Source organism: Streptomyces sp. NPDC093510, from assembly GCF_040683555.1.
Taxonomy (GTDB): Bacteria; Actinomycetota; Actinomycetes; order Streptomycetales; family Streptomycetaceae; genus Streptomyces.
The window spans coordinates 65,625-89,745 of record NZ_JBFBEE010000006.1 but is presented as its reverse complement, the minus strand read 5'-3'; the positions used below and the strand labels follow the sequence as shown (position 1 = coordinate 89,745).

Sequence of the window (24,121 nt, the reverse complement as noted above, 5' to 3'; positions counted from 1 at the left end):
GTACGGGAACAACGCTCGGGGGCGGCTTTCAGGGGCGTGCGGAGGTGTCCGGAGGCAGGTCTTCGGCGGACCGTTCGAAGAGCACGGCTGTCGTGCCGAGTGCCGGCACGTCGAGCGTCACCTCGCCGTCCGCGCAGTGCAGGGCGTCGGCGGGGGTGCCGAGGAAGTCCGCCCGGTGCGCGGCGGCGGCCGGGAATCGGGCGCGGACCCGGCAGGCCAGTGGCTGCTCGGCGAACGACTGGAGGCGCAGCAGGACGTGGCCGTGGCGCGGTGTGGTGGCGCCGACGAGCCGGACGCGCGGGTCGTCGATCTCGACGAAGCAGCAGAGGTCGTGGGGGTCCGGCGCGCCGTCCGAGGTCCCCCGGGCCCGGACGGCGCGCATCGGGCGGCTCCAGGCGGCGGCCGTTCGTGGACCGAGGCCGCCGGCGCCGGAGCCGCTGGTACCGGCACCGCAGGCGAGGCTGTAGCGGTAGGTGAACTCGAATCCCTGCTCGCTGGGGAAGTTGGTGTCCCACAGATTGTTGTGGATCCAGGAGAAGACGGTGGCGGGCTCGTCGTGGCCCATCGTCCTGGGGAACGGCGCGTAGGGCAGGGCGATGTTGCCGAACTGTACGAGTGGCGCGTCCTGTGTGGACCAGGCGACCGTCAGGTCGTCGTCGCCGAGGGTCACCCAGCGGCGTACCGCCCGCATGTGCAGGGCCGAGCCGGGCACCACCGGCAGGCCGCTGCCCGTGGCGCCGCCGGACGCCTCCATGCGGACGACCGGGTCGTCGAAGGCGAAGGGGAACGCGAAGTAGGCGCTCTCCTTGCCGAGTCGGGCGTCCTTGTCGAGACGGTTCTCGATGTCGAGGCGGGGCACGCCGTGCGGGAGGGTGAGTGTGGTGCGGAGCCGGTTGGCGCCGGCCGGGCGGGTCTCGTACGTGATCGACTCGGCGATGGCCGTGGAGCGGCGGGCGATGAGCGCGGCGGGCGGGGCGACGGCGCGGGCGCCGAGGTGTTCGAGGCGGTCCGACGCGGTGGTGCGGCTGGAGTTGTGGTTGAAGGCGCCCGCGGTGGTGTAGCTGTCGTGGATGTAGCCGTTGAAGCCGACGACGGCGTCCTCGCGGACGAGTTCGCGGCCGGTCCTCTTGTCCAGGACCGACGAGACGCAGGCGTGCGCGAGGTCGACGCGGACGGCGAGGTGCTCGTTCTCCAGGAGAGTCGGGTCGGGGTGCGCGTGGGCCTCGGCCGCTGTCTCGGCGGGGTCCTCGCGTTCGGTGCCGCCGGTCGGGTTCCAGCCGGTGGCAGCCTTCACGGTCGCGCCCTTCGACTCCCCGGCGGTCCCGGCGGCCGCGGTGACGATGTCGAGGCCCACCGATCCGACGGGCGGCACGTCGTCGACGCGGACGAGGAGGAACCGTCCCGCGTCGCGGTGGTCGTCGTTGGTCTGCGCCTCTTCCTCGTGGGCTAATTGGCGCCCGTCGCGGGCGTCGCGGACGGTGACCCGCTGGTCCAGCGGCACGGTGCTCTCGGGCAGGAAGACGCGTACGACATCGGTGCGCGGCCAGGAGCAGGTGTTGACGACGTGGTACGTCGCCGCCGCGTCCGGCGAGACGGCGAGCCGCTGTCCGAGGCGGGCACTCGCGCGGGCGAGGAGGGCGTTGCCGTCGTCGTGGGCGCGCATCGCCTGCCCGTACTTCCAGTGCCACTGGTGTTCTCCGGAGTGGCCGCCTTCGTCGCCGTGGGTCCACGGGTCGCCGGCGCCCCAGGTGTGCTCGTCGAAGAGCGACACCGCTTCGTAGACCCCGGCGGCGTCCCTGCTGTCGTCCTCGGCCCCCGTGGCGCCGAGGAGGGCGGCGAACGTGCCGATGGTCTGGGCGTCGGCGACCACGGACTGGGCGGTCCGGGCCAGGGACAGCGGGCGCGCCCCCGACCCGACCCCGTCGACCCACCAGTCGGTCCAGTCGCCCTCGTAGGTGCGGATCTCGTCGCCGAGCCTGGCCTCGGCGTCGGTGAAGAAGTCCTCGTTGCGCGAGAGCCGCAGCCGGGGGAAGGCCCAGGTGTCGTTCCAGCGGCGGACGGTGTCGGCGATGATGCGGCGGGGCGGCGCGTTGTCGCCGAACTTGCCCTGGACGCGCAGGTGGAGGATGTCCCAGGGGTAGGGCTCGCGTTTGACCTCCGTCTGGTCCATGGCCCAGCCGAAGATGCCGCCGCGGTAGGGGTAGGGGTTGGTGGCGAGGGAGGTCAGGTAGGCGGGCAGCAGGTCGTCGACGTCCGCGTAGTCCGTGTCGAAGCCGAGGAGCGGGCCTTCCATGTAGGCGAGGCCGTGCGGGGTGTCGGTGACCCACACCAGGACGCTGTTGCCGCTCGGCGCGCGCCAGCGGAAGAGGCGGGGCAGCTTCTCGCCGCCGACCAGGTGCGGGACGGAGCGTCCTGCCCAGTTGTGGGCCACGGACAGGTACTTGACGCCCGCGGCGGCGAGGGCGTCGACGAGGCCGACGACCGCGCCGGGCACGTCGGTCTGCATGGCGGAGGTGAACTCGACGCCGTGTTCGTCGCGCACGGTGCGGGCCAGACGCAGGAGTTCGTGCAGTTCGTCCGTGGAGCAGGTCTCGGTGTGCAGGTTGAACGGGAGTGCGGTCAGTTCGATGCGGCCCTCGCGGACCCGGCGTACGAACGCGTCGACCTGTTCGGCGGGCCGGGCGTCGGCCCACTGCCGGAAGGACCACAACGACTCGACGCACCACCGGAACCGGGACTCGGCGGGCCAGTCGTCGGTGGCGCGGGTGAGCTCCAGGCAGGAGTCGAGGAAGGACAGGTGCTCGGCGAGGACCCGCCCTTGGGGGTCTGTGTAGCCGATGTCGAGGTGGGAGTGGTGGATGAGGTGCAGGGTCCAGCGGCGTTGGGGCGTCAGCCGGAGGTCGATGCAGTCCCGCCCTTCGGGGAGGCCGACGCTGACGCGGGTCGCCGCGTCGACGGCGGGCACCAGCAGCCGTACGGAGCGGCCGGGCCCTGCGACACGTTCGCAGCGCAGGGCGGCGCCCGACTCCGTTCGCACGCTCAACTCCCCCGGCAGGTCCGCGCCGTTGACCGGTTCGACGCGCACCGACTGGAGCAGGGTGCCGTCGTCCGCGTGGCGCAGGAGGGGTTCCTCGGTGAGCCGCAGGGCGGTGCCGTCCGCCAGGGTTCCCTCCGCGCCGACCACGCCGGCGCGCAGGCTGTCGCGTATCCGGTCGTTGTCCCAGTCGGTGGTGCGGACCAGTGCCCGTGTCGTCATGCGGATCTCTCCCGGGGAAGGGTGGGTCGGGTCAGCGGGCGGATGCGGTGACGCCGCGCAGGAACAGGCCGCGGAACACCAGGAAGAGGACGAGGGTCGGCACGGACACGATCAGCGCGCCGGCCAGGATGACGGGCGGGCCCGTCGAGGCGTAGGCGTTGTTCAGCGTGGTCAGGGCGGCCATGACCGGCTGGACGTCGGGGCTGCGGCTGAGGGTGATGCCGAGGAGCAGGTCGTTCCAGACGGCCGTGAACTGGAAGATGAAGGCCGCGCCGAGTCCCGCCCGCATCAGCGGCACGTGGATGCGCCAGAAGATCCGCCGGAAGGACGCGCCGTCGATCAGTGCCGCCTCCGTCAGTTCGGGCGGCATCGTCGTCATCTGGTTGCGGATGAGAAAGAAGGCGAAGGGCACCGCCCACGCCGTGTACACGAGCATCAGGCCGAGCCTGGTGTCGTACAGGTTGGCGTCCGCGTACAGGCCGAAGAGCGGTGCGAGGAACATCTGCAGCGGGAACAGTGTGCCGGAGTAGATCAGCCAGAACCAGAACGCGGGCTTCGGGATGGGCAGTACGACGACGGCGAACGCCGCCATGGCCGCCACCAGCACGGCGACCAGGCCGCACACGACGGCGTACAGGAGCGAGGCCTGGAAGCTGTCGCCGATGCCCGCCACGTCCCAGGCGGTCTTCGCGTTCTCCCACAGGTCGAAGCCCTGGAAGGTCCAGTCCGGCTTTCCCTCGTACTCGGCCACCGGGGTGAGGGCGTTGACGATCAGCAGGTACAGCGGGATCAGCCAGAGCACCACGCATCCGGCGACGAAGACAGTGCGCACCGCGCGTCCCATGGGCCCTCCTCAGCTCTTCGCCGTGCCGGTCTCGGGCATCTGCCGGCGCAGATACGTCCAGGACGAGGCGACGACGATCACCGAGAGGACGAGCGCGATCGCCGAGCCGTAGCCCACGTGGAACAGCCGGAACGCCTCGCGGTACATGCTCAGCGCGAGGGTCTCCGAGGAGCGGGACGGGCCGCCCTTGGTGAGGATCCAGATCATGTCGAACGCCTTGAGGCTGTTGACGATGGCCATGCCGACCACCACGACGGTCACGGCGCGCAGCCCGGGCAGGGTGATGTGCCGGAACAGGCGCCAGCCGCTCGCACCGTCCAGTTCCGCGGCCTCGACGGTCTCGCGCGGGATGGCGCGCAAGCCGATCGCGAAGAGGACCACGTTCAGGCCGGTCGCCTGCCAGGTACTCGCGACGATCATCGCGAGGGTGTTGTGGGGCCACTCCAGGAGCCATGTCCGCGCCCAGCCGTCCAGGCCGATGCCGCGCAGCACCTGGTTGATCGCCCCGTCCGACGTCAGCATGAAGTTCCACAGGACGGCGGTGGCGGCGGCCGAGATCGCGAACGGCAGGACGATGATCAGCTGCGCGATGCCGCCGAACCGCATCCGGTGGGTGGCGACGGCGATGAGGAGTCCCACGAGGACCGGCAGGAGCAGGGTGCCGGCCACCCACATCAGGGTGTTGAGCAGGGACCGGCCGAAGACCGGGTCGTCGGCGAGGCGCGCGTAGTTGTCGAAGCCGGTGAAGCTGCTGGTGAAGCCGTTGTCCTCGAAGAAGCTTCCGTAGACGCTGCGGAAGAACGGATAGACGAGGAGGACGCCGACGAGGGCGAAGGCGGGCAGCGCCCAGGGCAGGGCGGCGAGGGGGCCGCCGAGCCTGCCGCCACCCGCCTTCGCGGCCTGGTGCGGGGTGCGGGTGGGCACCCCGCGGCGTACGCGTACCGTTTTCGCCGCGCCGTGCGCGGGCGTCGCGGTCCCGGTCATGTCTCCTCCGCCTCCCGCCACACCTGCCAGGCGTCGTCGGCACGGTCCTGCATGGTGCGCAGCGTCTTGCGGTACGAGGACGGGTCGAGGAGGAATCCGGCGAGGTCGTCGACGGTCGCCTCGACCAGTTCGGGCGGGCCCTGCTCCCAGAAGCGGTTGAGGAGCCACAGCCTGTCGCCGCGCACCTTCTTCGCGAGCCCCGCGATCACGGCGTTGGCGGGCTCGACCTCCGGGTTGGGGCAGCCGTCCTGGAGGGTGTGGGTGAACGCCTTCATGACGGCGGGGTGCAGCCAGTGTTCGGTGGCCCGCAACGCCTCGGCGCGGTCGGGGCCCTTGACGGTGGCGACGAGGGCGCTGGACTCGAAGATGACGCTGGGGCGGGCCTTCGGGTCGGCCATGGGCAGCACGAACGCGGCGACGTTCTTGCCCGGCGTGCCGCCCGCGGCCGCGAGGGTGGAGCCGAGCCAGGTGCCGCAGGGCACCATGCCGACCTTGCCGTGCAGCATGGCGGCGGCCGCGTCGGTGTGGTTCATGTCCATGGGTGTGAACCAGTCCTTGTCGAAGAACGACGCGATCGTGCGCAGCGCGCGTTCCGCGCGCGGGTCGGTGTAGCGCTCGCGGCCGTTCATCAAGTCCTGGTAGAACACCGGGTCCTGGCGGCTGAGGATCTCCTGGAACCAGATGAAGGAGGGCCAGCGGCCGTCGGCGGTGCCGTGCAGCGGGGTGACGCCGGCCTTCTTGAGGCGCGTGCAAACGGTGAGGAAGTCGTCCCAGGTCCGGGGCGGTTCGAGGCGGTGCTCCCGGAAGACCTCGGGGTTGTGGAAGAACACCCAGTACGCGAGGTTCATCGGCAGGCCGTAGACGCGCCGCCGGTGGGTGAACGCCCCGCGGAGGGAGGCGTCGACCCAGCCCTTGGAGACGGCGGCGTCCCACTGCCGGGTCAGGTCGACGATGCCGCCGGTGCGGGCCAGGTCACGCAGGCGGTAGCCGGACCAGTACTTGAGCATGTCCGGGGTCCTGCTGGTCCGCAGCGAAGACTTCACGATCTGCTCGAACGACTCCAGAGAGGGGTTGACCTCGGGCACGAGCCGTAGCGCCGCCACCGACTTCATCGCCGCGCCCGCCGCCGCCATGGGCTTCTCCCACGCCGCGCTGTCCCCGAGGACGGCGACCTTGCCCGGGGGCTGCCCTTTCACCGAACCGCAGGCGGTGGCGAGGGCGCCGGTGGCGGCGGCCATGAGCAGGGTGCGGCGTTCGAGGGACGGGCGGCCCGGCGCCGGAAGCGCTCTCGCCGAAGGAGGACGACTGTGACGACTACCTGACATGGATGACTCCCACAGGTGTGCCTCAGCCCGTTGTTAGCGTTAACACGGGCGTCTTGGAGCTTCACCGCGCGGGCGGCGGATGTCAATGGGTCGCGAGCCGGCCGATCTCCCGGACGACATACCGGGCGTGCGGCTCCACCTGTGGGAGGAGATCGTCCCAGCGCTCCGCTTCCTCTCCGAGGTAGACGGCACGGGCGTGGACGAGAACGGGGCGGTGCCGGGCGGGGAGCCGGGGCAGAACCCAGTCGGCCGCGCCGTCCTTCGACGTGATGTCACCGGTCGCCAGGGTCGTCCAGACGCGGGCGAGAGTCAGCAGGACGTTGCGGGTGTCGGTGCCGAGTTCCGCGAGCAGTTCGGGGACGCCTGCGACCATCGCGCGGGCGACATCCGCGGCCGGGACCGGGTCGAGCACGCGACCCGGCTCCGGCCCCGTCACGGCAGCCCGCCCCCGCAGCACCATCGTGACCAGGAGGGCGAGATCCGGGCTCGGTCCGGGCTCCGGGGTGCGCCCGCGCAGGTACGCATCGCGCAACCACTCCCCGTACTGGAACTCGCAGCGGGGCGGGTACGTCCAGGGGCGCAGGTCGTCCTGGACGGCGACGGTCAGTTCGACGGGGCGCAGGGCCTCGCCCGGGGCGCCGCTGCCGGAGAGGGCGAGCAGGCCGTCGGTCAGGGCCTGGCGCTGCCCGGCCGTGGTGCGCCGCCGCGCGACGACGAGGATGTCGACGTCGCTGTGCGGGCGCAGACCGCCGAGGACGGCCGAGCCGTGCAGGTAGATCCCGACGACGTCATGCGCGCCGAGCACGTCGCGAACCAGGCGTACCACGTCGTCGGTCTGCGTCACCGGGCGCTCCGTTCGTCCTGCACTGTCCAGCTGCACTGTCCGTCAGCGCCGTCCTTCTCGCTGCCGTTCTTCTCGCTGCCGTTCTTCTCGCTGCCGTTCTTCTCGCTGCCGTTCTTCTCGCTTCGGCACGCATCGTAGACGCCCCGCTCGCCCGGCCACCGGACGGGTCAGAACGGCTTGGTGGGCAGGTACTTGCCGTCCAGGGTGATCACCGCGCGCTCGCCGCCCTCGGGGTCGGCGACCTTCCGCACGTCGAGCTTGAAGTTGATCGCGCTGATGATGCCGTCGCCGAACTGCTCGTGGACGAGGGCCTTCAGCGTGGTGCCGTAGACCTGGAGCATCTCGTGGAAGCGGTAGATCGTCGGGTCGGTCGGTATGCCGCCGGGAATCGAGCCGCGGGTCGGGATCGTCCGCAGCAGCGCCACCGCATTGTCGTCGTCCAGTTCGAGCAGGGCGGCGACGGCCTTCGCGGCGGGCTCGGGCAGGGCGTGCTGGCCGAGTACGGCCGCGGTGACGAACGCGACGGACAGTCCGGCGGCGTCGGCGATCTGCTGCCAGGACAGGTCCTTGCGCGTCTTGGCCTCGACGGCGAGGACAGCGAGGTGCTGGCGGGCGGCGGGGTCGAACTGGGCGTGGATCATGGTTGGTTGCCCTTTCGGAAGTATCGGAAGTGTCGGAGGTGAAGACATGGGTTTTTGGGGCGGGAGGGACAGGGGTGTCAGGCCGCCGGGGCGGTGGCCGGCGTGAGGTTCTCGACGGCGCCGGTGGCGATGTCGTAGACCCAGCCGTGCAGCGTGAGCTCGCCGCGGGCGCGGGCCCGCGCCACGGACGGATGGGTGGTGAGGTGGGTCAGCTGGGTGAGGACGTTCTCGCGGACCAGGGCCGCCACGCGCTCCGCTCCGGTCACCCTCTCGGTAGTGCGGGCCACGGCGGCGCCCGCGTGGTGCAGCCAGCCGGCGACGGCCGGTGCGCCGGCCAGGTCGTGGCTCTCGGCGAGTGCGGTCATCGCACCGCAGGCCGAGTGGCCGCACACGACCACGTCGCTGACGCCGAGGACGGCCACCGCGTACTCGACGCTCGCGGCGACACCGTCGACGTACGGCGCATGGGCCGGTACGAGATTGCCGGCGGTGCGGATGACGAACAGCTCGCCCGGCTCGCGCTGGGTGAGCAGCTCGGGCACGACCCGGGCGTCGGAGCAGCCGATGAACAGCGTGTCCGGCGTGTGGCGGGCTGCCAGGCCCGCGAAGAGTTCCGCCTTGGCCGGAAAGACGTCCCGCTGGAAGCGGCGCACTCCCGCCGTGAGATCTCGCATGGTGAGTCCCTTCGTAGAGCCTTCGTAGACCTTCGTGGTCGAGTTCCACCCTGCACGAGCTGGACCTATAGCGTCCAAGACGCAGTAGCCCTTGCTTCCATCGATGACATCTATAGTTGTTTTCATGGCCCCCGAACTGCGTCATCTGCGCTACCTGCTCGCCGTCGCCGAGCACGGCAACTTCACCCGCGCGGCCGAGGAGCTGCACATCTCCCAGCCGACGCTGTCGCAGCAGATCCGGCAGCTGGAACGCGCGATCGGCGTCCCGCTTCTGGACCGCGGCGGCCGGACGGTCCGGCTCACCGACGCGGGCGCCGCCTACCTCCCGTACGCGCGGCGCACCCTTCAGGACCTCGCCGCCGCCGAGCGGGCCGTGCACGACGTGACCGACCTGTCCCGCGGCACCCTGCGGCTGGCCGTGACGCCGACGTTCACCGCCTATCTCGTCGGACCGCTCACCGCGCTGCTCCACGCCCGGCATCCCGGCATCACCCTGTATCTGCGCGAGCTGCCCCAGGACCGCATCGAACCGGCCCTGCTGGCCGACGAACTCGACCTCGGCATCGCCTTCCACGGGCCGCACCTGCCGGGCCTGTCCGCCACGGATCTGTTCACGGAGAGGCTCAGCCTCGTGGTGGGCGGCCTCCACGCGCACGCCGGGCGCACCGGCGCGCTGTCCCTCGACGAGCTCGCGGCCACCCGGCTCGCGCTGCTCGGCGGCGACTTCGCCACCCGCGTGCACATCGACGCCCATCTCTCCCGCCACGCGGTACGTCCGGACGTCGCCGTGGAGGCCACCTCGATCAACGCGCTCACCGAGATCGTCCGGCACACCCCGCTGGCCACGGTGCTGCCCGACGCCCTCGCGCGCGACCGCCCCGACCTGCACACCGTCCCTCTCGACCCGGCGCTGCCCGACCGCACGGTCACGCTGCTGCACCGCGAGAGCGGCTACCGGAGCGCCGCCGCGCGAGCCTTCACCGGGTTGGCCCGCGAGTGGGCACAGACGCAACTTCCGCCACATGAACATCAGTTGAAGGGTTGACGGAGTCCAGACAATCAGTAAGGTCTAGGCCAATGAGCGACCGAGGCGCCCGGTCGCCCTCCCCCTCATCCCCCACCCAGAGGGAGCACAGATGCGTTCGAAGCGGAAACTGGCCGCCGTCATCGGTGCGGGCTTCGCGCCCGTACTCGTCCTGACCTCGGTCTCCCCGGCCGGCGCCCACGGATACGTCTCCTCACCGCCGAGCCGTCAGGCCCAGTGCGCGGCCGGAAGCGTGGCATGCGGCGACATCACCCACGAGCCGCAGAGCGTCGAGGGGCCCAAGGGCCGGACGACCTGCAGCGGCGGCAACGAGCGGTTCGCCGAGCTCGACGACGACAGCAAGGGCTGGCAGGTCACCGATGTCGGCTCCTCCCAGGAGTTCAGCTGGAAGCTGACAGCACGTCACAGCACCAGCACCTGGCAGTACTTCGTCGGCGGCAACAAGATCGCCGAGGTCGACGACGGAGGCGCCCAGCCGGGCGAAACCGTCACACACAAGGTCGACTTCGGCGGTCTCACCGGAAAGCAGAAGGTTCTCGCCGTGTGGAACATCGCGGACACCACCAACGCGTTCTACGCCTGTATCGATGTGAACATCAAAAGCTGAGGTACTTCGCACGGGCTGATCCCCGTGCCGAGCCCCGGGTGGTCCCCCCACATTCGCCGCCCCGCCCGCCCCGCCGGACTCATCCGTCCGGCGGGGCGGGCGCTTTTTTAAGGTCTCTTGTTTGGCGGCGCTCCGACAGGACACCCGGTGTACAGGAGCGGTTGATCATGACGACTCCCTCCGGTATTCAGATTCCGTACTTCAGGTATCGACTAAGGAGTCCAGAATGAGCAACGAAATGTGGAACTACGTTCCCAGCGCCGGTCACGGCCCGGACACCGACCTGACGGGGTACAAGGTCGAAGCCACCGACGGCCACATCGGCAAGGTCGACAAGCATTCCGACGAGGTGGCCAACCAGTACATCGTCGTCGACACCGGAGTATGGATCTTCGGCAAGGAAGTCCTGCTGCCCGCCAGCACCGTCACCGCCATCGACAACGACGAGCGGCGGATTCTGGTCTCGCTCACCAAGGAGCAGATCAAGAACGCGCCCGAGTTCGACAAGGAAAAGCACCTGGGCGACCCCGCCTACCGTGACCAGCTCGGCGGGTACTACAGCGGTCCGGGCCACTGAGCCTGGTCAGAACCGCTCCGCACCACCGGTCAGAGCTCTCGCTCGCCGGTCAGCGGTCACTCGACAGGCGTACACTTGAATTGTTCTGAGGGTTGGAGGATCCATGATCGCACTCGGCCTCATCCTGCTCGTCCTCGGTCTGCTGACCGGCGTTTCCATCCTTTGGACCATCGGCGTCGTACTCGTCGTCATCGGTGCGGTCCTGTGGGTTCTCGGAGCGGTCGGACACTCGGTGGGCGGACGAAAGCATTACTGGTAACGCGGCTGGTGTAGATCGCGTCAAGGGACAGCAAGGACACGGGAAGGGGGCCAGGGTGAAAACCCTGGCCCCCTTCCCATTTTTCGTTTTTGCAGCAAAACTTTTTTGATCTCAGTGAGTGGCTCAGTGGTGACCGTGAGCGGTGTCGGAGGCTCCACCGAAGAGCCGCGCGACCGCGCGGAACGGCAGGGTGACCACCGTGGCGATGGCTCAATAGCGGTCAATTGCCATGTGGTGTCACACGGCCTTACTCCTGTCGGTTGCCCCGCGGGCGATGACAAAAACTGCCGTGCTGATCCGCTTCGGGGAAGGCCGGAAGCCCCGGAAGGCCGGCCGGCCGCCCACCACGCGTGTACTCCCTCTGGGGCCGACCGGAGGCGAATGCATCCCGAGGTGGCCAGGATGAGGGCATGGCGAACAGCTCAGCACGGAACGCGACGCAGCGAGCCGACGGCCTCGACGCCGTCACCACCCGCTGGACCGCACGCGACACGTCCTCCGCGCACGGCCGGCTGCGCGATGCGTTGATCTCCTGGCGGACGTCGCTGCCTCCCACCTTCACCGGCCCGCCGCACGGAGCGACCGGCGAGCACGTGCGGCTCGTGGTCGCCCCCGCCGCCCCGGGCACGCCCGAAGACGCGCTGCTCCTCCACCTCACCCCCGGCGAGGTGGACCGGCTCATCGCACGGCTCCTCGACGACAGCCGCCAGCTCGACGACAGCCGTCAGCTCAACGGCAGGCCTCAGCTCAACGACAGCCGTCAAGAAGACACCGCTTCCTGAACGACGGCCGCTGCGGGTGAGAAGCGATGCCACTGCGGGTGCATTCCGATGCCGCTGCGGATGAGGCCCGAGCACGGGGTACCCGGATTCCCGAACGGGAGACCCCTCCCCCAGACCGGAGACCGAGCGGGCCGTCCGGCCGTGCACACCACGGCCACGCCGCGGCCCAGGAAAGGCAGAGCCCCATGACCCGAGCGCAGGACGTCGTCGAGCTGATCCTCCAGGACCACCGCACGATGGAGGACCTCTTCCGCGACATGCGCAGCGTGGAGGCCGACCGGGCCGCCGCGCTCGGCGAGTTCGCCGACCTGCTGATCGCGCACGCCCTGGCGGAGGAAGCCGAGGTGTACCCGGCGCTGCGCCGGTTCAAGAACATCGACGACGAAGAGGTCGAGCACGGCGAGGAAGAGCACGAGGAGGGCAACAAGGCGCTCCTCGCACTGCTCGAGGTCGAGGACGTCGGCTCGGACGAGTGGGACGAGAAGCTGGAGGAACTCGTCGAGGCCGTCAACCACCACACGGACGAGGAAGAGCGGACGATCCTCAACGGCGCGCGCGAGAACGTCGCGATGGAACGCCGCGAGGAACTCGGCACGGCCTTCCTCCGCGAGCGCGAGAAGCAACTGTCCGCGCACTGCGGCAACGTCGACAACATCCGCCGCATCCTCAAGGGCTGAATAACCGCACACCCGTGCCCATGGGGGCGAGCAGCGCAGATCCGCTGCTCGCCCCCATCCTCATGTCCGGGCTGTCACCCAAGTGCCAAGACTCCGGTACCGAATGCGCATGCGCGCGCGTAGTGGGCTGCAAAATCATGCACTACGTTGCACGGGCCTCCACCGGGCCTCACTCTCACGCGCCACCCCCCACCTCCCTCCCCGCAGGAGAACCCTCATGCGCATGCCCGCACCGCGTCGCACAGTGGCGGCCCTCGCCGCCGCCTCGGGAATCGCCGCCCTCGGCCTCGGCGCCGGACCCGCGGCGGCCGCCGACACCGGCACCACCACCACCAAGGCTCCGTTGCGCTACGTCGCCCTCGGTGACAGCTACAGCGCCGGTTCGGGTGTGCTTCCCCTGGACCCGGGCGCGCCTCTCCTGTGCGCCCGCACGTCGCTGAACTACCCGCACCTCCTCGCCGCCTCGACCGGCGCCCGGCTCACCGACGTGACGTGTGGCGGCGCGCAGACGAAGGACTTCACCACGTCCCAGTACCCCGGGGTCGCGCCGCAGTTCGACGCGCTGAAGGGCGACACGGACCTGGTGACGCTCACCATCGGCGGCAACGACAACAACACGTTCATCAACGCGATCCTCGCCTGCGGCAGCGCGGGCATCGTGACGGGCGGCCAGGGCAGCCCCTGCAAGAACACCTACGGCAACACGTTCAAGGACCAGATCGAGTCGAAGACGTACCCCGCGATCAAGGCCTCGCTCCACCAGATCAAGACCAGATCGCCGAAGGCGAGGGTCGCCGTCCTCGGCTATCCGTGGATCACTCCGGCCAAGGCCGTGCCGGGCTGCTTCGCCAAGATGCCCATCGCACAGGGCGACGTCCCCTACCTCCGTGACCTGCAGACGCACTTGAACAGCGCGGCGCAGCGAGCAGCGAAGGAGACCGGCACGACGTTCGTCGACATGGCCGCCGCGTCCGACGCGCACGACGCCTGCCGCCCGGCCGGCCAACGCTGGATCGAACCGGTCCTCTTCGGCACGAACTTCATCCCCGTCCACCCCAACGCCCGCGGCGAGGCCGGGATGGCCAATGAGGCCGCAAAGGCCCTGAACCTGTCCTGACCGGACACCCGCCGCGCGGGCCGATGGCGAGGGCTGCGATCCTGCTCCGGTGAACGGGATCAAGTGGCGTACCAGCAAGAACCGTAATCGGGGGGTGCGGGCCGGCCTCGGCGGCGTGCTGCTCCTCGCCCTCCTCGCCCTCCTCGTCGGCTGCTCGACCGACGGAACCGGCGGCTCCGACGACTCCGGCGGGGCCGGCGCCTCCGCCGGAAGCAGTGCCTCCGGCCGGGACGGCGTGCGTCAGCCGCCCGTTGACGCGGCCTTCGACTACCAGCTGGGCGGCGCCTACGCCCCTCCGTCGAAGGTGCGCGCCGTCTCGCGCGACCGCAGCGCCGATCCCGTCCCTGGCCGCTACAACATCTGTTACGTCAACGCCTTCCAGGCCCAGCCGGGGATGAAGGCGGCACGCTGGTGGGAGCGCGAGCACGACGCTCTCCTCCTCCGCGACGACGAGGGCGACAAGGTCGTCGACGAGGACTGGGAGGAGCCACTGCTGGACATCTCCACCGAGAAGAAGCGCACGGCCCTCGCCGGGATCGTCGGCAAGTGGATCGACGGCTGCGCGAAGGCGGGCTTCGACGCGGTGGAGCCCGACAACCTCGACTCCTACGAACGCTCGGACGGGCTGCTCACCGCCGATGACGCGGCCGCCTTCGCCCGGCTCCTGGCCCAGCGCGCGCACCGCCAGGGCCTGGCCATCGCCCAGAAGAACACCACCGACCTGCTGGACCACCGGAAGCGGATCGGCTTCGACTTCGCCGTGACCGAGGAGTGCGCGCGCTACAAGGAGTGCCCGGACTTCGCGTCCGCGTACGACGGGAAGGTCTTCGACATCGAGTACGTGAAGAAGGACTTCGACACGGCGTGCCGCACCTGGGGCAAGAAGCTCTCCGTCACACTGCGCGACCGAGACGTCCGGCCCGCCGGCGAGGACGGCTACGTGTACCGGCACTGCTGAGCGGATGCCCCGTCCAGGTCATAGACCGCGACGTCCGCTCGCTCCGCTCACTCCGCCGAGCTGTGTCCCGGCCGCCAGAGCCGCCAGCTCCTCGGCGGTTCGCGGCCCCTGCCCCGCCCCGGCCCACAGGCCATGCGTGCGCAGCAGTTCGCCGACGGCGATCCCCCACGGCAGGTGCAGTCCGGCCTGGGTCAGGAGGTCCCGCCGGGCCAGCATCGCGGCCACCGGTCCCGTCCGTACCCCGGAGGGTGTGAGCAGCGCCGCGTCGTCGGCCCAGCGCAGGGCCAGGTCGACGTCGTGGGTCGCCATCACCACGGTCGTTCCCGTGTCCCGCAGGCCTTGCAGGGTGGTGAGGAGGCGTTCCTGGCCGTCGGGGTCGAGCCCCGCGGTCGGCTCGTCGAGGATGAGCACGCGGGGCCGCATCGCCACCGCGCCGGCGATGGCGGTCCGCTTCCGCTGGCCGTAGGAGAGCAGGTGGGTGGGCCGGTCGGCGAGCGCGACGATGTCGAGTGCGGCCAGCGCCTCGGCGACCCGGGCCCGGACCTCGGTGTCGGGCAGGCCGAGATTCAGCGGGCCGAAGGACACGTCCTGCTCGACGGAGGCGGCGAACAACTGGTCGTCCGGGTCCTGGACCACCAGCTGCACGGTCGTCCGCAGCCGCGTCAGGCCCTTGCGGTTGTACGTCACCGGGACGCCGTCGACCGTCAACTCACCCGCCGCCGGGCGCAGTCCGCCGCTGAGCAGCCGCATGAGGGTGGTCTTGCCGCTGCCGTTGCGGCCGAGCAGTGCGAGGGCCCGGCCCTCGACGACGTCGAAATCCAGGCCGCTGAGCACGGTGGGCCCGTCCTCGTACGCGTAGGACACCGCGCGGAGAGCGACCACGGGCTCGCTCACGGCGCTCTCCGTGCTCACGGCGCTCTCGGCGCTCTCGGCACTCTCGGCGCTCATGGAAGGAACCTTTCCAGTACGAGGGTCAGGGCCACCAGGCCCACCAGGAGGGCCGCGCCCGCGGCGATGAAGGGCCGTGAGACCCGGGCCTCGGGCACGAGGACGCGCAGGGTGCCGTCGTAGCCGCGTCCGGCGAGTCCGGCCTGGAGGCGGCTCGCCCGGTCGAAGGCCCGCACGAACGCGGTGGCGCCGAGACCGGCGAGGGAACGCCAGGTCGCGGCGCGGGTGGTGTGGCCGAGCCGGGCGGCCTGCGCCTGCCGGATGCGGCTCATGGAGTCCAGGAGCAGGAAACTCATCCGGTACGTGACGAGTGCCACGTCCACGACGGGCGCGGGCACGCCCGCCTTCACCAGGCGGGGCAGCAGGTCCGACATCGGCGTGGTGAAGGCGAACAGGAGCACGCCGAGCGAGGCCGCGGACGTCCGCAGGAGCAGCCCGCCGGCGCGCGCCGGGCCGCCTTCCGCGAACTCCACGAACCCACCGGGACCGCCGACTTGGACGAGCAGGGTCAGGGCGCCGGTGACGCAGAAGCCGAGCGGCACTCGGTAGGCACGCCACAGTTTGCCGGGCGGCACGCCCGCCGGGCCGAGCAGCAGGCCGACCGCGGCGACCAGCACCAGCACGGCGCCCGGCCAGGGCGGCAGCGAGATCGCCAGGACGGTGAGGCCGAGGCCGAGCACGGCCTTGTCCACGGGGTGCCGGCGGCGCCAGCGACTGCTGTGCGCCGCCGCGTCGATGGGCAGCACGCCGGGTCAGACCTGCTCGGTCTCGGACCGGGTGCCGTCCGCGCCGACCGCGTCGCCCGGCTTCTCGGACCGCGCCTGTTCCGCACCCTGGCGGCGCCCCTTGCGCAGTCCGAAGTAGTACGCGAGGACGCCCGCGCCGATGGCCGCCTGAAGGGCGAAGAGCGCCGATTCGACCTCCCCGGAGGGGGGTTCGTACAGCGGCGAGAACCACGGTTCGTAGTCCGGATCGATCTCGGTGATCGCCGTCTCGGCCTGGGCGTCGGCGCCGGCGAACGGCTCCTCCTCGTCGTCGCCGAGCCCGAGCGCCAGGGGCAGTACCGCGAGTGCGGCGACGATGAGGAGCAGCAGCGTGTTGATCTTCGCGTTCCGGCTCATCAGGCGCTGGCCTCCGTCTGCGTCTCGGTCGTCTTGGACGTCTCGGGTGTCTCGGGCGTCTTCTGCGTTTCGGCCGTCTTGGCGGCGGTTCCCTTGCTCTGCAGCAGGACGCCGAGCCGGGTGAGCTCGCCCTTGCTCGACTGCACGAGCAGACGCATCACCAGGACGGTGAGGAGTCCCTCGCTGACCGCCAGGGGGATCTGCGTGACCGCGAAGATGCCGCCGAACTTGCCCAGGGCGCCGAGGAACCCGCTGCCGGGGTCGGGGAACGCCAGGGCCAGCTGGACGCTGGTGACGCAGTACGTGGACAGGTCGGCGACGAACGCGCCGAAGAACACGGCCACCATCAGCGGCACGTCGTACCGCTTGAGGAGCCGGTAGACCGCGTACCCCGCCCAGGGGCCGATGATCGCCATGGAGAACACGTTGGCGCCCAGGGTGGTGAGGCCGCCGTGGGCGAGCAGCAGGGCCTGGAAGAGCAGGGTGATCGTGCCGAGCACCGTCATGATCGGTGGCCGGAACAGGATCGCTCCCAGGCCGGTACCCGTCGGATGCGAGCAACTGCCCGTGACCGAGGGGATTTTCAACGCGGAAAGGACAAACGTGAAGGCCCCGGAAGCACCGAGGAGCAGCGTGCTCTCCGGGTGTTCCTTGACCTCACGGGTCAAGGAGCGGACTCCGTGGACGACGAACGGCGCGGACGCTACGCCCCAGGCGATCGCGTGCGCCGGCGGGAGGAAACCCTCGGCTATGTGCATGGCTCAGCAGACCCTCTCCAGCACCTCGTGGATGGACAACGTGCCTTGGCCGGTCTCCTGGCTGACGGGTCGTACCGACCGGACTCCGCCTTCCCGGGTACGTGCGTACCCAGTGGCTGCCGCGAGGGCTGGAGCCGGACTTCCCGATCACAGTGGCGAGGGCCGCACCGGCATCACACCGGATTTCCCGTGCACCAAGGCGTGGTGACACTAGTGCGCAAAGATCTGCCTGACAACTTGCACGGCGGTCGCGACGATGCACACCCGTCCGCACACCCCCACCGCGTGCGCCCCTGCTCAGAGGCCGTGTGCAGGTGTGGCCGCCCCGAACGTGCAGGGCCCCCACCCTCGGGGGCGGGGGCCCTGCACGCTCAGTGTCCGAGCGTCTTCGACAGAGCGATCACGACTCGTCGTCCACCCACAGCTGCCACTTGCCGCTGCTGGGGTTCGGCTTACAGGCCCAGTCGGCGTAGATGGAGCTCCGGCCGTCGGCCTCGCAGGCGGACTTGGTGCGGTAGGTGCCGACGTAGATCCACGACATCGCGCCGAACTCGTCGGCGGACGCGGCGGTGTTCGCGCCGGAGGACGCGGCGGCCCGGGCGGCGCCGCTCCGGTGCATGTCGGCCACCACGGGCGTGGCCGCGAGCGCGGTGGTCAGGGCCGTCGCGGACACGAGCAGGGCGGCTTTCTTCATGTGACGCACAGATCTTCCCTTCGTCGGGAGCGGTAGGGGAATCGGGACCGGGGGCACCGGCGCCGCGGACAGTCGAGGTGTCGCGCGGCGCCGTCCCCCCTGAGCCGGGACTCCGGTGTGTTGTCCCGGCCCTGTCAGTGTTGGCCCGCGAGCGCCACTGATCGACTCGTTTCGGGCTGGCCCGAAACGAGGCTCGCGAGGAGGATCGCCCGGGTGACCCTGCGCATCCACTTCACGGCCGATGACCTGGCCCGCACTCGTCTGGCCCCTGCGCCACGACCGTTGCTCGAACTGGAGATCGCCGTCCGGCTGCTGCAGGAGCGCTCGCACCCGGTCCGGTTCGACGCCTGGCGCAACCGGGCCGCCCGGCACCTGCCGCCCCAGGTGCGGACGTTGTGCGAGCTGATCCCCGCCACGGGCGCTGCGGTGGACTTCCTGGACCTCAGCGGCGAGGGCGATCCGGACGACCTGCTCGACAGGCTGCGCTGCACCTCTGCCGACCGCGTCCGCAAGGATCTCAGGCACTGGGCCTCCGGCCGCCCCGGAGCTCCCTCGTCCGCCGTCCGCTCGCTCGGCCAGGACCCGTCGCTGGTGGGGGACTTGGCGGATACCGTCTCCCATGCGCACCGGCACTTCATCGCGCCGTACTGGTCACGCATCGACCGGCTCGCCCAGGCCGACCGGACCCGGCGGCTCCACCAGCTGGCCGGGCACGGCGTCGAGCGTCTCCTGAGCGGACTCAACCCCCGCCACATCTCGTGGAGCCCGCCCGTCCTGCACCTGACCATGGCCTCCGGGCGCGACGCCGACGTCCACCTCGGCGGGCGCGGGCTCCTGCTGATCCCCACCCTGTTCGGCTCGCACTATCCCGCCCTGGACGACACCGCCGAGCCCCAGCCCTGGATCACCTACCCCCTGTACGACGGCCGACAGGACGCCGTGCCCGCCGTGTTCACCGCGAGAGCGCTGACCGGCTCCGAGGTCCCGCCCGCCCTGACCGCGCTCCTCGGCCGGACCCGCGCCACCGTGCTGCGCGTCATCGGCGACCACCCCGCCTGCACCACGGGCCGGCTCGCCGCACACGCCCGTATCTCCCTCGCGAGTGCCAGCGAGCACGCCACCGTCCTGCGCCGCGCCGGACTCACCGCCCAGACCCGCGACGGCAAGAGCGTCCTGCACACCCTCACACCGGCCGGACGCGTACTGCTCGACGCGGGCAGCGGCTGACCGGGCCGCCCCGTCACCCGTGACCCGTCAGAAGAACTCGTCGAGCAGCTGGTAGAAGGCCAGCTTCTCCTTGTCGACCACATCGGCCGCGTCGACCGCGTCGACGACGTCGGTCTCGCTTGCCACCACCCGCTCCTCGTACCGGCGCAGGAACCGTTCGGCGTGCGCGGGTCCGAACCACGGGTCCTCCTCGTGCGACAGCTCACGCAGGAGGACGGCGAGATCGGTGTGCCGGTCCGCCCGGCCGAGCCGGACGACGTCGATGACTCCGGTGACGCGGCAGGTGACCGGGTCGAGCAGGACGTTCTCCGGGGTGAGGTCGCCGTGGGTGACCACCGGGTCCTCCGTCGCCGGGCGGGTGCGGCGCAGCTCGTCGAGGAGGCGCTGCCCGGTCCATCCGGCGCGTTCTTCGTCGAGGTCGGCCAGGTCCACGAGGCCTTCGGCCACGTTGCGGGCGGCCAGCTCCATGGTGACCGGCAGGCCGCGGTCGAACGGACAGTCGGCCGATGGCAGTCGGTGCAGGGCCGCGGCGAGGTCGGCGAGCGACTCCGCCACCGCCGACCGCTGCTCCGGGGGCCACTCGTCGGCGGCCGGTCTGCCGGGCACGGCCTCGGTCACCAGCCACGCCACGCGGTCGTCGGCGCCCCGCTCGACGATGCGCGGCACGGGGATGCCGCGGCCGGCCAGCCAGGCGAGGCGGTCGGCCTCATCGGAAAGGTCTGAAGGCGAGCCGTCGGGCGTGACGGGGGCGGCCTTCACGTACAGCTCGGGTTCGCCCGTGCCCGCTCCGGTGAGGTGGTGCACCTCGGCGCCGGACGCGCCGTTCGTCGCGGGGGTCCATCGGTACGCGGCGTACCTCCGCCGCAGATCGCTGCTCATGATCGGCATGATGGCAGGCGGCTCCCTGCGGCACCCACCCGATATTTCCGGCCGTCCCCGGGCCCTGTCCGGCCGTCCCCGAGCCCTGTCCGGCCGCCCCCGGGCCCCGTCCGGCCGTCTCAGGCCCCGTCGGCGCGGTCCGGCGGAGGCGGCTTCGGGGCTCCGCGCGGGGGCGCGATCTTCGCGTACGCGACCGGGGGCCCGGCGTCGGGCGTCCCGGCGGGTGTGGTGAGGGCCTCGTCCCGCGGCAGCAGCGCGTCGCGGTGGGCGCCGGGGTCCCAGCCGGTCTCCACGACCCGCTTCTGGACGACGATCGCGCCGAGCAGGACGGCCGCGCCGATCAGCAGCATCAGGACGACTCCGCCGGTCTCCCCCGTCTTGGCCGCGTAGCCGATGAGCGTGCCGAACCAGCCGAAGTCGGCGTCGCCGAAGGTGGTGTTCTCCTCGCCGAACGCGCCGAGGACCTTCAGGAGCAGCGCGGGCAGGAAGGTGATGAGGACGCCGTTGACGAAGGCGCCGAGGGCCGCGCCGCGGCGGCCGCCGGTCGCGTTGCCGTAGACCCCGGCCGCACCGCCGGTGAAGAAGTGCGGGACCAGGCCGGGCAGGACGAGGGCGAGCCCGAAGGCCGGGTGGAAGATCCAGGCGAGCAGACCGAGGCTGACGAGGCCACCGACGAAGCTGGAGACGAAGCCGACGAGGACGGCGTTCTGCGCGTACGGGAAGACGATGGGCGCGTCGAGGGAGGGCACCGCGCCGGGCACCAGTTTGCGGGCGATGCCCTGGAAGGCGGGGACGAGTTCGCCGAGGATGGTCCGGACGCCGAAGAGGATCACGGCGACGGCGATGCCGAACTGCAGGCCCTGCATGACGGACTGCATGACGTAGTCGCCGACGTCGCTCGCGCCCGCCGCCCCGTTCTCGCCGAACGCCTTGAACGCCTCCTCCTTGCCTGCTTTCCCGAGGAAGAGCAGCGACATGATGAGGTAGATCAGCACCATGGACAGGGCGGTCGCGACCATCGAGTCGCGCAGGAAGCGCAGCCCTTCGGGGAGGTTCATCTCCTCGGTGCTGCGGCTGCGGCGGCCCACCAACTGCCCGGTCGCACCGGCCGCGATGTATCCGGCCGTCCCGAAGTGGCCGATCGCCACGCTGTCGTTGCCGGTGACGCGCTTGGTCCAGGGATGCGCGAAGGCGGGCAGGGCCACCAGCAGAATGCCGAGCAGGACGCCGCCGACGACGACCACGACCCACGACGACTGCCCCGAGATGGCCAGGACCATCGTCAACATCGTTGCCATGAAGAGCATGTGATGGCCGGTCAGGAAGACGTAACGCAGTGGGGTGAAGCGGGCCAGGAGGAGGCTGATGGCGAAGCCGAGGATCATCAGCCAGGCGACGCGGGCGCCGTACTGCTCCTGGGCGATGCCGACGATCGCCTCGTTGGTGGGGATCACGCCGTGCGCCCCGGTGGCACCCTGGATCATGTCGCCGAGCGGTGCGAGGGCGCCGACGACGAGTGTGGCGCCCGCCCCGATCAGCAGGAAGCCGAGCGTCGCCTTGATGGCTCCGCCGACGATCTGCCCGGCGGTCTTCCTCAGCGCGATCAGGCCCGCGGCCGTGATGAGGCCGATGAGGTAGGCGGGTTGGCTGAGGATCTCGTTGACGAGAAACTCGGCGGTCGACACGAGCCAGTCCATGGCGGTTCTTTCTCCTTGCCCGGGGGCCGTCGGGGCGGTCAGACGTCGTAGGTGTCCCTGAGCACGCGGTCGGCCTCCGCCGCGCTGGTGAAGTCCTCGACGACCTTCACCGGGACGCCGACGTCGCCGAGGGTCCTCGCGATCTCCCGCGAGGTGAGGATGGCCACGGCCTCGCTCGCCCTGCCCCTGGCCGAGATGGTGTCCGTCGCCTCGACGGTGACGTACCGGCTCCATCCCCAGCGGTCCAGGACGCCCTCGACGGTCTGTTTGAGGAACAGACTCGTACCGACGCCGTTGCCGCACACGGTCAAAATCTTGTGCAGGTCCCCGCCGCGCGCGGCCTCCTTGCGCGGCTCAGGACCGACTCCCCCGCCAACGCCACCGCTGCCACTGCCACTGCCACTGCCACCACCGAGGATGGTGTGCACCGCCTGAGGAGTGGGCGCCTCGCGCAGAGCGCGTGCCGTCTCGGGGTCGGCGAGGAGCCGGGCGAGCGCGCCCATCGCCTCGGTGTGCTCGGAGGCATCCTTCGCGGCGAGGCCGACGACCAGCTCGACGGGGTCGTTCGTCTCGTGCCCGAACTCGACCGGGTCCGCGAGGCGCACCCAGGACATGCCGGTGCGCAGGACGGCGGGCGAAGGTCTTGCATGTGCGAAGGCGAGGCCGGGCGCGATGACGATGTAGGGCCCGTTCTCCCGGACGTTCTCGATCATCTCCGCGGTGTACGTGTCCGTGGCGGCGCCCGTGGCGGCCATCAGGTCACCGGCGCGCCGGACGGCTTCGCGCCAGTCGGCTGCCGGGACGTCGAGGAGCACGGCTTCCACGGGGAGGATCTCGCTCAGCACTGCCATGCACATGATTCTCTCCGATCTCCGATCTCCGATCTCCGACGGGACGGGTCCCGGCGTCCCGGCGCGCTCCTTCGCGGTGGGAGCCACGCGGGACGCGCCCGGAAAGAGTGACCCGGCCCGGGTGGATGGCCCCAGGAACGGTTGGCCCGCCCGTTCCGGCAGGTACATCGGTACGGGGCACGGTTCCGCCACGAATGGAGACGTCTTGAAGGCAGCGACCACAGTCCGGGCCACCCGCCACGGCGCCCGCCTCACCACGAAAGTGCTCGCGCTGGTCACCACGGCGACACTTGCGGTGGGCGTCCCGTCCTACGCGAGCGCCCCGGCTCACGAGGAAGGGCCGAGGCCCGGCAGCGCCTCGCCCTTCACCGGGCGGACGGCACACCAGGGGCCGGTGCTCGCCGTGAAGTTCGACAACGCGCGCGGGGCCCGGCCGCACACCGGTCTCGACGAGGCGGACATTGTCTACGTCGAGAAGGTGGAGGGCGGCATGAGCCGTCTGATGGGTGTGTACTCCAGCAAACTGCCGCGGGCGATCGGCCCGGTGCGCAGCGCACGGGAGTCCGACATCGAGCTCCTGCGCCAGTTCGGCCGCCCGGCCCTCGCCTACTCCGGTGTGCGCAGCGCGTTGCAGAAGGTGCTCAGGGACTCTCCGTTGTACGCGCGTTCGCACAGCCGTGTCCCCGGCGCCTACTTCCGCGAGAGCGGCCGCCCCGCCCCGCACAATCTCTTCGTCCGCCCGCAGGCGCTGCTGCACTCGGCGCCGGAGGCCGACCGGCCGACCGACATCGGCTTCCGCTTCGGCCCGGCCCCGGAGGGCGGCACCCTCACCGAGGCCAGGACGGTCACGTACTCCTCCGCCAGCCACTCCTTCCTCTGGTCGCAGGAACAGGGCCGCTGGCTCGCGTCCTTCGACGGCGCTCCGGGCCGCGGCACGTCGGGGACGCGGCTCGGCGCTCCTACGGTCGTGATCCAGTACGTCACCATGCGTCCCTCGCGCTTCAAGGACGTCAACGGCGCGGTGACGCCGTACATCGAGACGGTCGGGCACGGCGAGGCGCAGGTGCTGCGCGACGGCAAGAGCTACGCAACGCGCTGGGAGCGGTCCTCGGCGACCGGCGGCACGAGGTTCGCGCTCCCCGACGGGCGGTCGATGCCCTTCGCACCGGGCCAGGTCTGGATGGTCTACGCGGACCGCCGCTGACTGACACCGGCGCCCACGCCGGCCGTCGCCGGGAGGCCGGGGGGCCGGGGGCCGGGGGCCGGGAGGCCGGGAGGCCGGGAGGCCGGGAGGCCGGGAGGCCGGGAGGCCGGGAGGCCGGGAGGCCGGGAGGCCGGGAGGCCGGGAGGCCGGGT

At 71.0% G+C, this 24,121-nt stretch carries 25 protein-coding genes, 1 pseudogene and 1 riboswitch; of the genes and pseudogenes, 10 read left to right on the top strand and 16 right to left on the bottom strand.

The features are described from left to right. Positions 1–28 precede the first annotated feature (28 nt). The 7 genes from AB0N81_RS11535 to AB0N81_RS11505 form a co-directional block, all read right to left on the bottom strand. Complete coding sequence (locus tag AB0N81_RS11535) at positions 29–3,256, bottom strand: alpha-mannosidase (RefSeq protein WP_365357580.1); 3,228 nt, start codon at positions 3,254–3,256, stop codon at positions 29–31. A 31-nt stretch (positions 3,257–3,287) separates the two neighbouring features. Continuing rightward, positions 3,288–4,100: a carbohydrate ABC transporter permease gene (locus AB0N81_RS11530; RefSeq protein WP_365357579.1), complete on the bottom strand. Its 813-nt coding sequence runs from the start codon at positions 4,098–4,100 to the stop codon at positions 3,288–3,290. 9 nt (positions 4,101–4,109) lie between these two features. Continuing rightward, complete coding sequence (locus AB0N81_RS11525) at positions 4,110–5,084, bottom strand: sugar ABC transporter permease (RefSeq protein WP_365357578.1); 975 nt, start codon at positions 5,082–5,084, stop codon at positions 4,110–4,112. Beyond that, positions 5,081–6,322, bottom strand: coding sequence for an extracellular solute-binding protein (locus tag AB0N81_RS11520; protein WP_365357577.1), 1,242 nt, complete (start codon positions 6,320–6,322; stop codon positions 5,081–5,083). Before AB0N81_RS11520 ends, AB0N81_RS11525 begins: the two co-directional genes overlap by 4 nt. Positions 6,323–6,491: 169 nt before the next feature. Then, the gene (locus tag AB0N81_RS11515; RefSeq protein ID WP_365357576.1) at positions 6,492–7,253 is read right to left on the bottom strand and encodes an aminoglycoside adenylyltransferase family protein; all 762 of its coding nucleotides are present in this window, start codon (positions 7,251–7,253) and stop codon (positions 6,492–6,494) included. A gap of 167 nt (positions 7,254–7,420) precedes the next feature. After that, a complete protein-coding gene (gene cynS, locus AB0N81_RS11510) occupies positions 7,421–7,894 on the bottom strand; it encodes a cyanase (protein ID WP_365357575.1) in 474 nt (157 codons plus the stop codon). A 77-nt stretch (positions 7,895–7,971) separates the two neighbouring features. Continuing rightward, a complete protein-coding gene (locus tag AB0N81_RS11505; protein WP_365357574.1) occupies positions 7,972–8,568 on the bottom strand; it encodes a carbonic anhydrase in 597 nt (198 codons plus the stop codon). A gap of 124 nt (positions 8,569–8,692) precedes the next feature. Between AB0N81_RS11505 and cynR the strand changes: the two genes are divergently transcribed. The 4 genes from cynR to AB0N81_RS11485 all read left to right on the top strand — a co-directional run bounded on the left by cynR (position 8,693) and on the right by AB0N81_RS11485 (position 11,056). Next, on the top strand, positions 8,693–9,613 hold the full coding sequence (gene cynR, locus AB0N81_RS11500; RefSeq protein ID WP_365357573.1) for a transcriptional regulator CynR: 921 nt from the start codon (positions 8,693–8,695) through the stop codon (positions 9,611–9,613). A gap of 91 nt (positions 9,614–9,704) precedes the next feature. Next, positions 9,705–10,220, top strand: coding sequence for a lytic polysaccharide monooxygenase auxiliary activity family 9 protein (locus AB0N81_RS11495; protein WP_365357572.1), 516 nt, complete (start codon positions 9,705–9,707; stop codon positions 10,218–10,220). Positions 10,221–10,446: 226 nt separating this feature from the next. Further along, a complete protein-coding gene (locus AB0N81_RS11490; RefSeq protein WP_365357571.1) occupies positions 10,447–10,797 on the top strand; it encodes a PRC-barrel domain-containing protein in 351 nt (116 codons plus the stop codon). A gap of 103 nt (positions 10,798–10,900) precedes the next feature. Continuing rightward, entirely contained in the window at positions 10,901–11,056 is a 156-nt protein-coding gene (locus AB0N81_RS11485) for a DUF6131 family protein (RefSeq protein WP_362990556.1), read from the top strand. A gap of 123 nt (positions 11,057–11,179) precedes the next feature. On the opposite strand, the pseudogene AB0N81_RS11480 reads toward AB0N81_RS11485, so the two are convergent. Continuing rightward, positions 11,180–11,266 (bottom strand): annotated as a pseudogene (locus tag AB0N81_RS11480) (LPFR motif small protein); the annotation flags it as partial. 200 nt (positions 11,267–11,466) lie between these two features. On the opposite strand from AB0N81_RS11480, the gene AB0N81_RS11475 reads away from it, so the two are divergent. The 4 genes from AB0N81_RS11475 (at position 11,467) to AB0N81_RS11460 (ending at position 14,590) form a co-directional block, all read left to right on the top strand. Next, the gene (locus tag AB0N81_RS11475; protein WP_365357570.1) at positions 11,467–11,838 is read left to right on the top strand and encodes a hypothetical protein; all 372 of its coding nucleotides are present in this window, start codon (positions 11,467–11,469) and stop codon (positions 11,836–11,838) included. A 185-nt stretch (positions 11,839–12,023) separates the two neighbouring features. Continuing rightward, positions 12,024–12,515: a hemerythrin domain-containing protein gene (locus AB0N81_RS11470; protein WP_365357569.1), complete on the top strand. Its 492-nt coding sequence runs from the start codon at positions 12,024–12,026 to the stop codon at positions 12,513–12,515. A 217-nt stretch (positions 12,516–12,732) separates the two neighbouring features. Further along, on the top strand, positions 12,733–13,632 hold the full coding sequence (locus tag AB0N81_RS11465) for an SGNH/GDSL hydrolase family protein (protein ID WP_365357568.1): 900 nt from the start codon (positions 12,733–12,735) through the stop codon (positions 13,630–13,632). Between the two features lie 58 nt (positions 13,633–13,690). After that, the gene (locus tag AB0N81_RS11460) at positions 13,691–14,590 is read left to right on the top strand and encodes an endo alpha-1,4 polygalactosaminidase (protein WP_365357821.1); all 900 of its coding nucleotides are present in this window, start codon (positions 13,691–13,693) and stop codon (positions 14,588–14,590) included. Between the two features lie 18 nt (positions 14,591–14,608). Here the strand turns inward: AB0N81_RS11460 and AB0N81_RS11455 are convergent, their stop codons facing one another. The 5 genes from AB0N81_RS11455 to AB0N81_RS11435 all read right to left on the bottom strand — a co-directional run bounded on the left by AB0N81_RS11455 (position 14,609) and on the right by AB0N81_RS11435 (position 18,111). After that, positions 14,609–15,484, bottom strand: coding sequence for an ATP-binding cassette domain-containing protein (locus tag AB0N81_RS11455; protein ID WP_365357820.1), 876 nt, complete (start codon positions 15,482–15,484; stop codon positions 14,609–14,611). A gap of 50 nt (positions 15,485–15,534) precedes the next feature. Continuing rightward, complete coding sequence (gene cbiQ, locus AB0N81_RS11450) at positions 15,535–16,284, bottom strand: cobalt ECF transporter T component CbiQ (protein ID WP_365357567.1); 750 nt, start codon at positions 16,282–16,284, stop codon at positions 15,535–15,537. A gap of 6 nt (positions 16,285–16,290) precedes the next feature. After that, entirely contained in the window at positions 16,291–16,659 is a 369-nt protein-coding gene (locus AB0N81_RS11445) for an energy-coupling factor ABC transporter substrate-binding protein (protein ID WP_365357566.1), read from the bottom strand. Then, a complete protein-coding gene (locus tag AB0N81_RS11440) occupies positions 16,659–17,417 on the bottom strand; it encodes an energy-coupling factor ABC transporter permease (protein WP_365357565.1) in 759 nt (252 codons plus the stop codon). Before AB0N81_RS11440 ends, AB0N81_RS11445 begins: the two co-directional genes overlap by 1 nt. 29 nt (positions 17,418–17,446) lie before the next feature. After that, a riboswitch (cobalamin riboswitch) is annotated at positions 17,447–17,631 on the bottom strand. Between the two features lie 186 nt (positions 17,632–17,817). After that, positions 17,818–18,111, bottom strand: a complete 294-nt coding sequence (locus tag AB0N81_RS11435; protein WP_365357564.1) for a hypothetical protein — start codon at positions 18,109–18,111, stop codon at positions 17,818–17,820. Between the two features lie 213 nt (positions 18,112–18,324). On the opposite strand from AB0N81_RS11435, the gene AB0N81_RS11430 reads away from it, so the two are divergent. Continuing rightward, a complete protein-coding gene (locus AB0N81_RS11430) occupies positions 18,325–19,338 on the top strand; it encodes a winged helix-turn-helix domain-containing protein (protein ID WP_365357563.1) in 1,014 nt (337 codons plus the stop codon). A 27-nt stretch (positions 19,339–19,365) separates the two neighbouring features. Here the strand turns inward: AB0N81_RS11430 and AB0N81_RS11425 are convergent, their stop codons facing one another. The 3 genes from AB0N81_RS11425 to AB0N81_RS11415 all read right to left on the bottom strand — a co-directional run bounded on the left by AB0N81_RS11425 (position 19,366) and on the right by AB0N81_RS11415 (position 22,765). Further along, a complete protein-coding gene (locus AB0N81_RS11425; protein WP_365357562.1) occupies positions 19,366–20,217 on the bottom strand; it encodes an APH(3') family aminoglycoside O-phosphotransferase in 852 nt (283 codons plus the stop codon). A 119-nt stretch (positions 20,218–20,336) separates the two neighbouring features. Next, the gene (locus AB0N81_RS11420; protein WP_365357561.1) at positions 20,337–21,914 is read right to left on the bottom strand and encodes a PTS ascorbate transporter subunit IIC; all 1,578 of its coding nucleotides are present in this window, start codon (positions 21,912–21,914) and stop codon (positions 20,337–20,339) included. 38 nt (positions 21,915–21,952) lie between these two features. Continuing rightward, entirely contained in the window at positions 21,953–22,765 is an 813-nt protein-coding gene (locus tag AB0N81_RS11415; protein WP_365357560.1) for a PTS sugar transporter subunit IIA, read from the bottom strand. A 205-nt stretch (positions 22,766–22,970) separates the two neighbouring features. Here AB0N81_RS11415 and AB0N81_RS11410 point away from each other — a divergent pair, with 205 nt between their 5' ends. Further along, on the top strand, positions 22,971–23,969 hold the full coding sequence (locus tag AB0N81_RS11410) for a DUF3048 domain-containing protein (protein WP_365357559.1): 999 nt from the start codon (positions 22,971–22,973) through the stop codon (positions 23,967–23,969). Positions 23,970–24,121 lie beyond the last annotated feature (152 nt).

Bases quoted from the DNA above. Each gene is read 5' to 3' on its own strand.
- AB0N81_RS11420 (WP_365357561.1), bottom strand. From the start codon at position 21,914: ATGGACTGGCTCGTGTCGACCGCCGAGTTTCTCGTCAACGAGATCCTC.
- AB0N81_RS11535 (WP_365357580.1), bottom strand. From the start codon at position 3,256: ATGACGACACGGGCACTGGTCCGCACCACCGACTGGGACAACGACCGG.
- AB0N81_RS11470 (WP_365357569.1), top strand. From the start codon at position 12,024: ATGACCCGAGCGCAGGACGTCGTCGAGCTGATCCTCCAGGACCACCGC.
- AB0N81_RS11525 (WP_365357578.1), bottom strand. From the start codon at position 5,084: ATGACCGGGACCGCGACGCCCGCGCACGGCGCGGCGAAAACGGTACGC.
- AB0N81_RS11485 (WP_362990556.1), top strand. From the start codon at position 10,901: ATGATCGCACTCGGCCTCATCCTGCTCGTCCTCGGTCTGCTGACCGGC.
- AB0N81_RS11425 (WP_365357562.1), bottom strand. From the start codon at position 20,217: ATGAGCAGCGATCTGCGGCGGAGGTACGCCGCGTACCGATGGACCCCC.
- AB0N81_RS11530 (WP_365357579.1), bottom strand. From the start codon at position 4,100: ATGGGACGCGCGGTGCGCACTGTCTTCGTCGCCGGATGCGTGGTGCTC.
- AB0N81_RS11520 (WP_365357577.1), bottom strand. From the start codon at position 6,322: ATGGCCGCCGCCACCGGCGCCCTCGCCACCGCCTGCGGTTCGGTGAAA.
- AB0N81_RS11435 (WP_365357564.1), bottom strand. From the start codon at position 18,111: ATGAAGAAAGCCGCCCTGCTCGTGTCCGCGACGGCCCTGACCACCGCG.
- cynR (WP_365357573.1), top strand. From the start codon at position 8,693: ATGGCCCCCGAACTGCGTCATCTGCGCTACCTGCTCGCCGTCGCCGAG.
- AB0N81_RS11445 (WP_365357566.1), bottom strand. From the start codon at position 16,659: ATGAGCCGGAACGCGAAGATCAACACGCTGCTGCTCCTCATCGTCGCC.
- AB0N81_RS11490 (WP_365357571.1), top strand. From the start codon at position 10,447: ATGAGCAACGAAATGTGGAACTACGTTCCCAGCGCCGGTCACGGCCCG.
- cynS (WP_365357575.1), bottom strand. From the start codon at position 7,894: ATGATCCACGCCCAGTTCGACCCCGCCGCCCGCCAGCACCTCGCTGTC.
- AB0N81_RS11465 (WP_365357568.1), top strand. From the start codon at position 12,733: ATGCGCATGCCCGCACCGCGTCGCACAGTGGCGGCCCTCGCCGCCGCC.
- AB0N81_RS11475 (WP_365357570.1), top strand. From the start codon at position 11,467: ATGGCGAACAGCTCAGCACGGAACGCGACGCAGCGAGCCGACGGCCTC.
- AB0N81_RS11505 (WP_365357574.1), bottom strand. From the start codon at position 8,568: ATGCGAGATCTCACGGCGGGAGTGCGCCGCTTCCAGCGGGACGTCTTT.
- AB0N81_RS11415 (WP_365357560.1), bottom strand. From the start codon at position 22,765: ATGGCAGTGCTGAGCGAGATCCTCCCCGTGGAAGCCGTGCTCCTCGAC.
- AB0N81_RS11495 (WP_365357572.1), top strand. From the start codon at position 9,705: ATGCGTTCGAAGCGGAAACTGGCCGCCGTCATCGGTGCGGGCTTCGCG.
- AB0N81_RS11440 (WP_365357565.1), bottom strand. From the start codon at position 17,417: ATGCACATAGCCGAGGGTTTCCTCCCGCCGGCGCACGCGATCGCCTGG.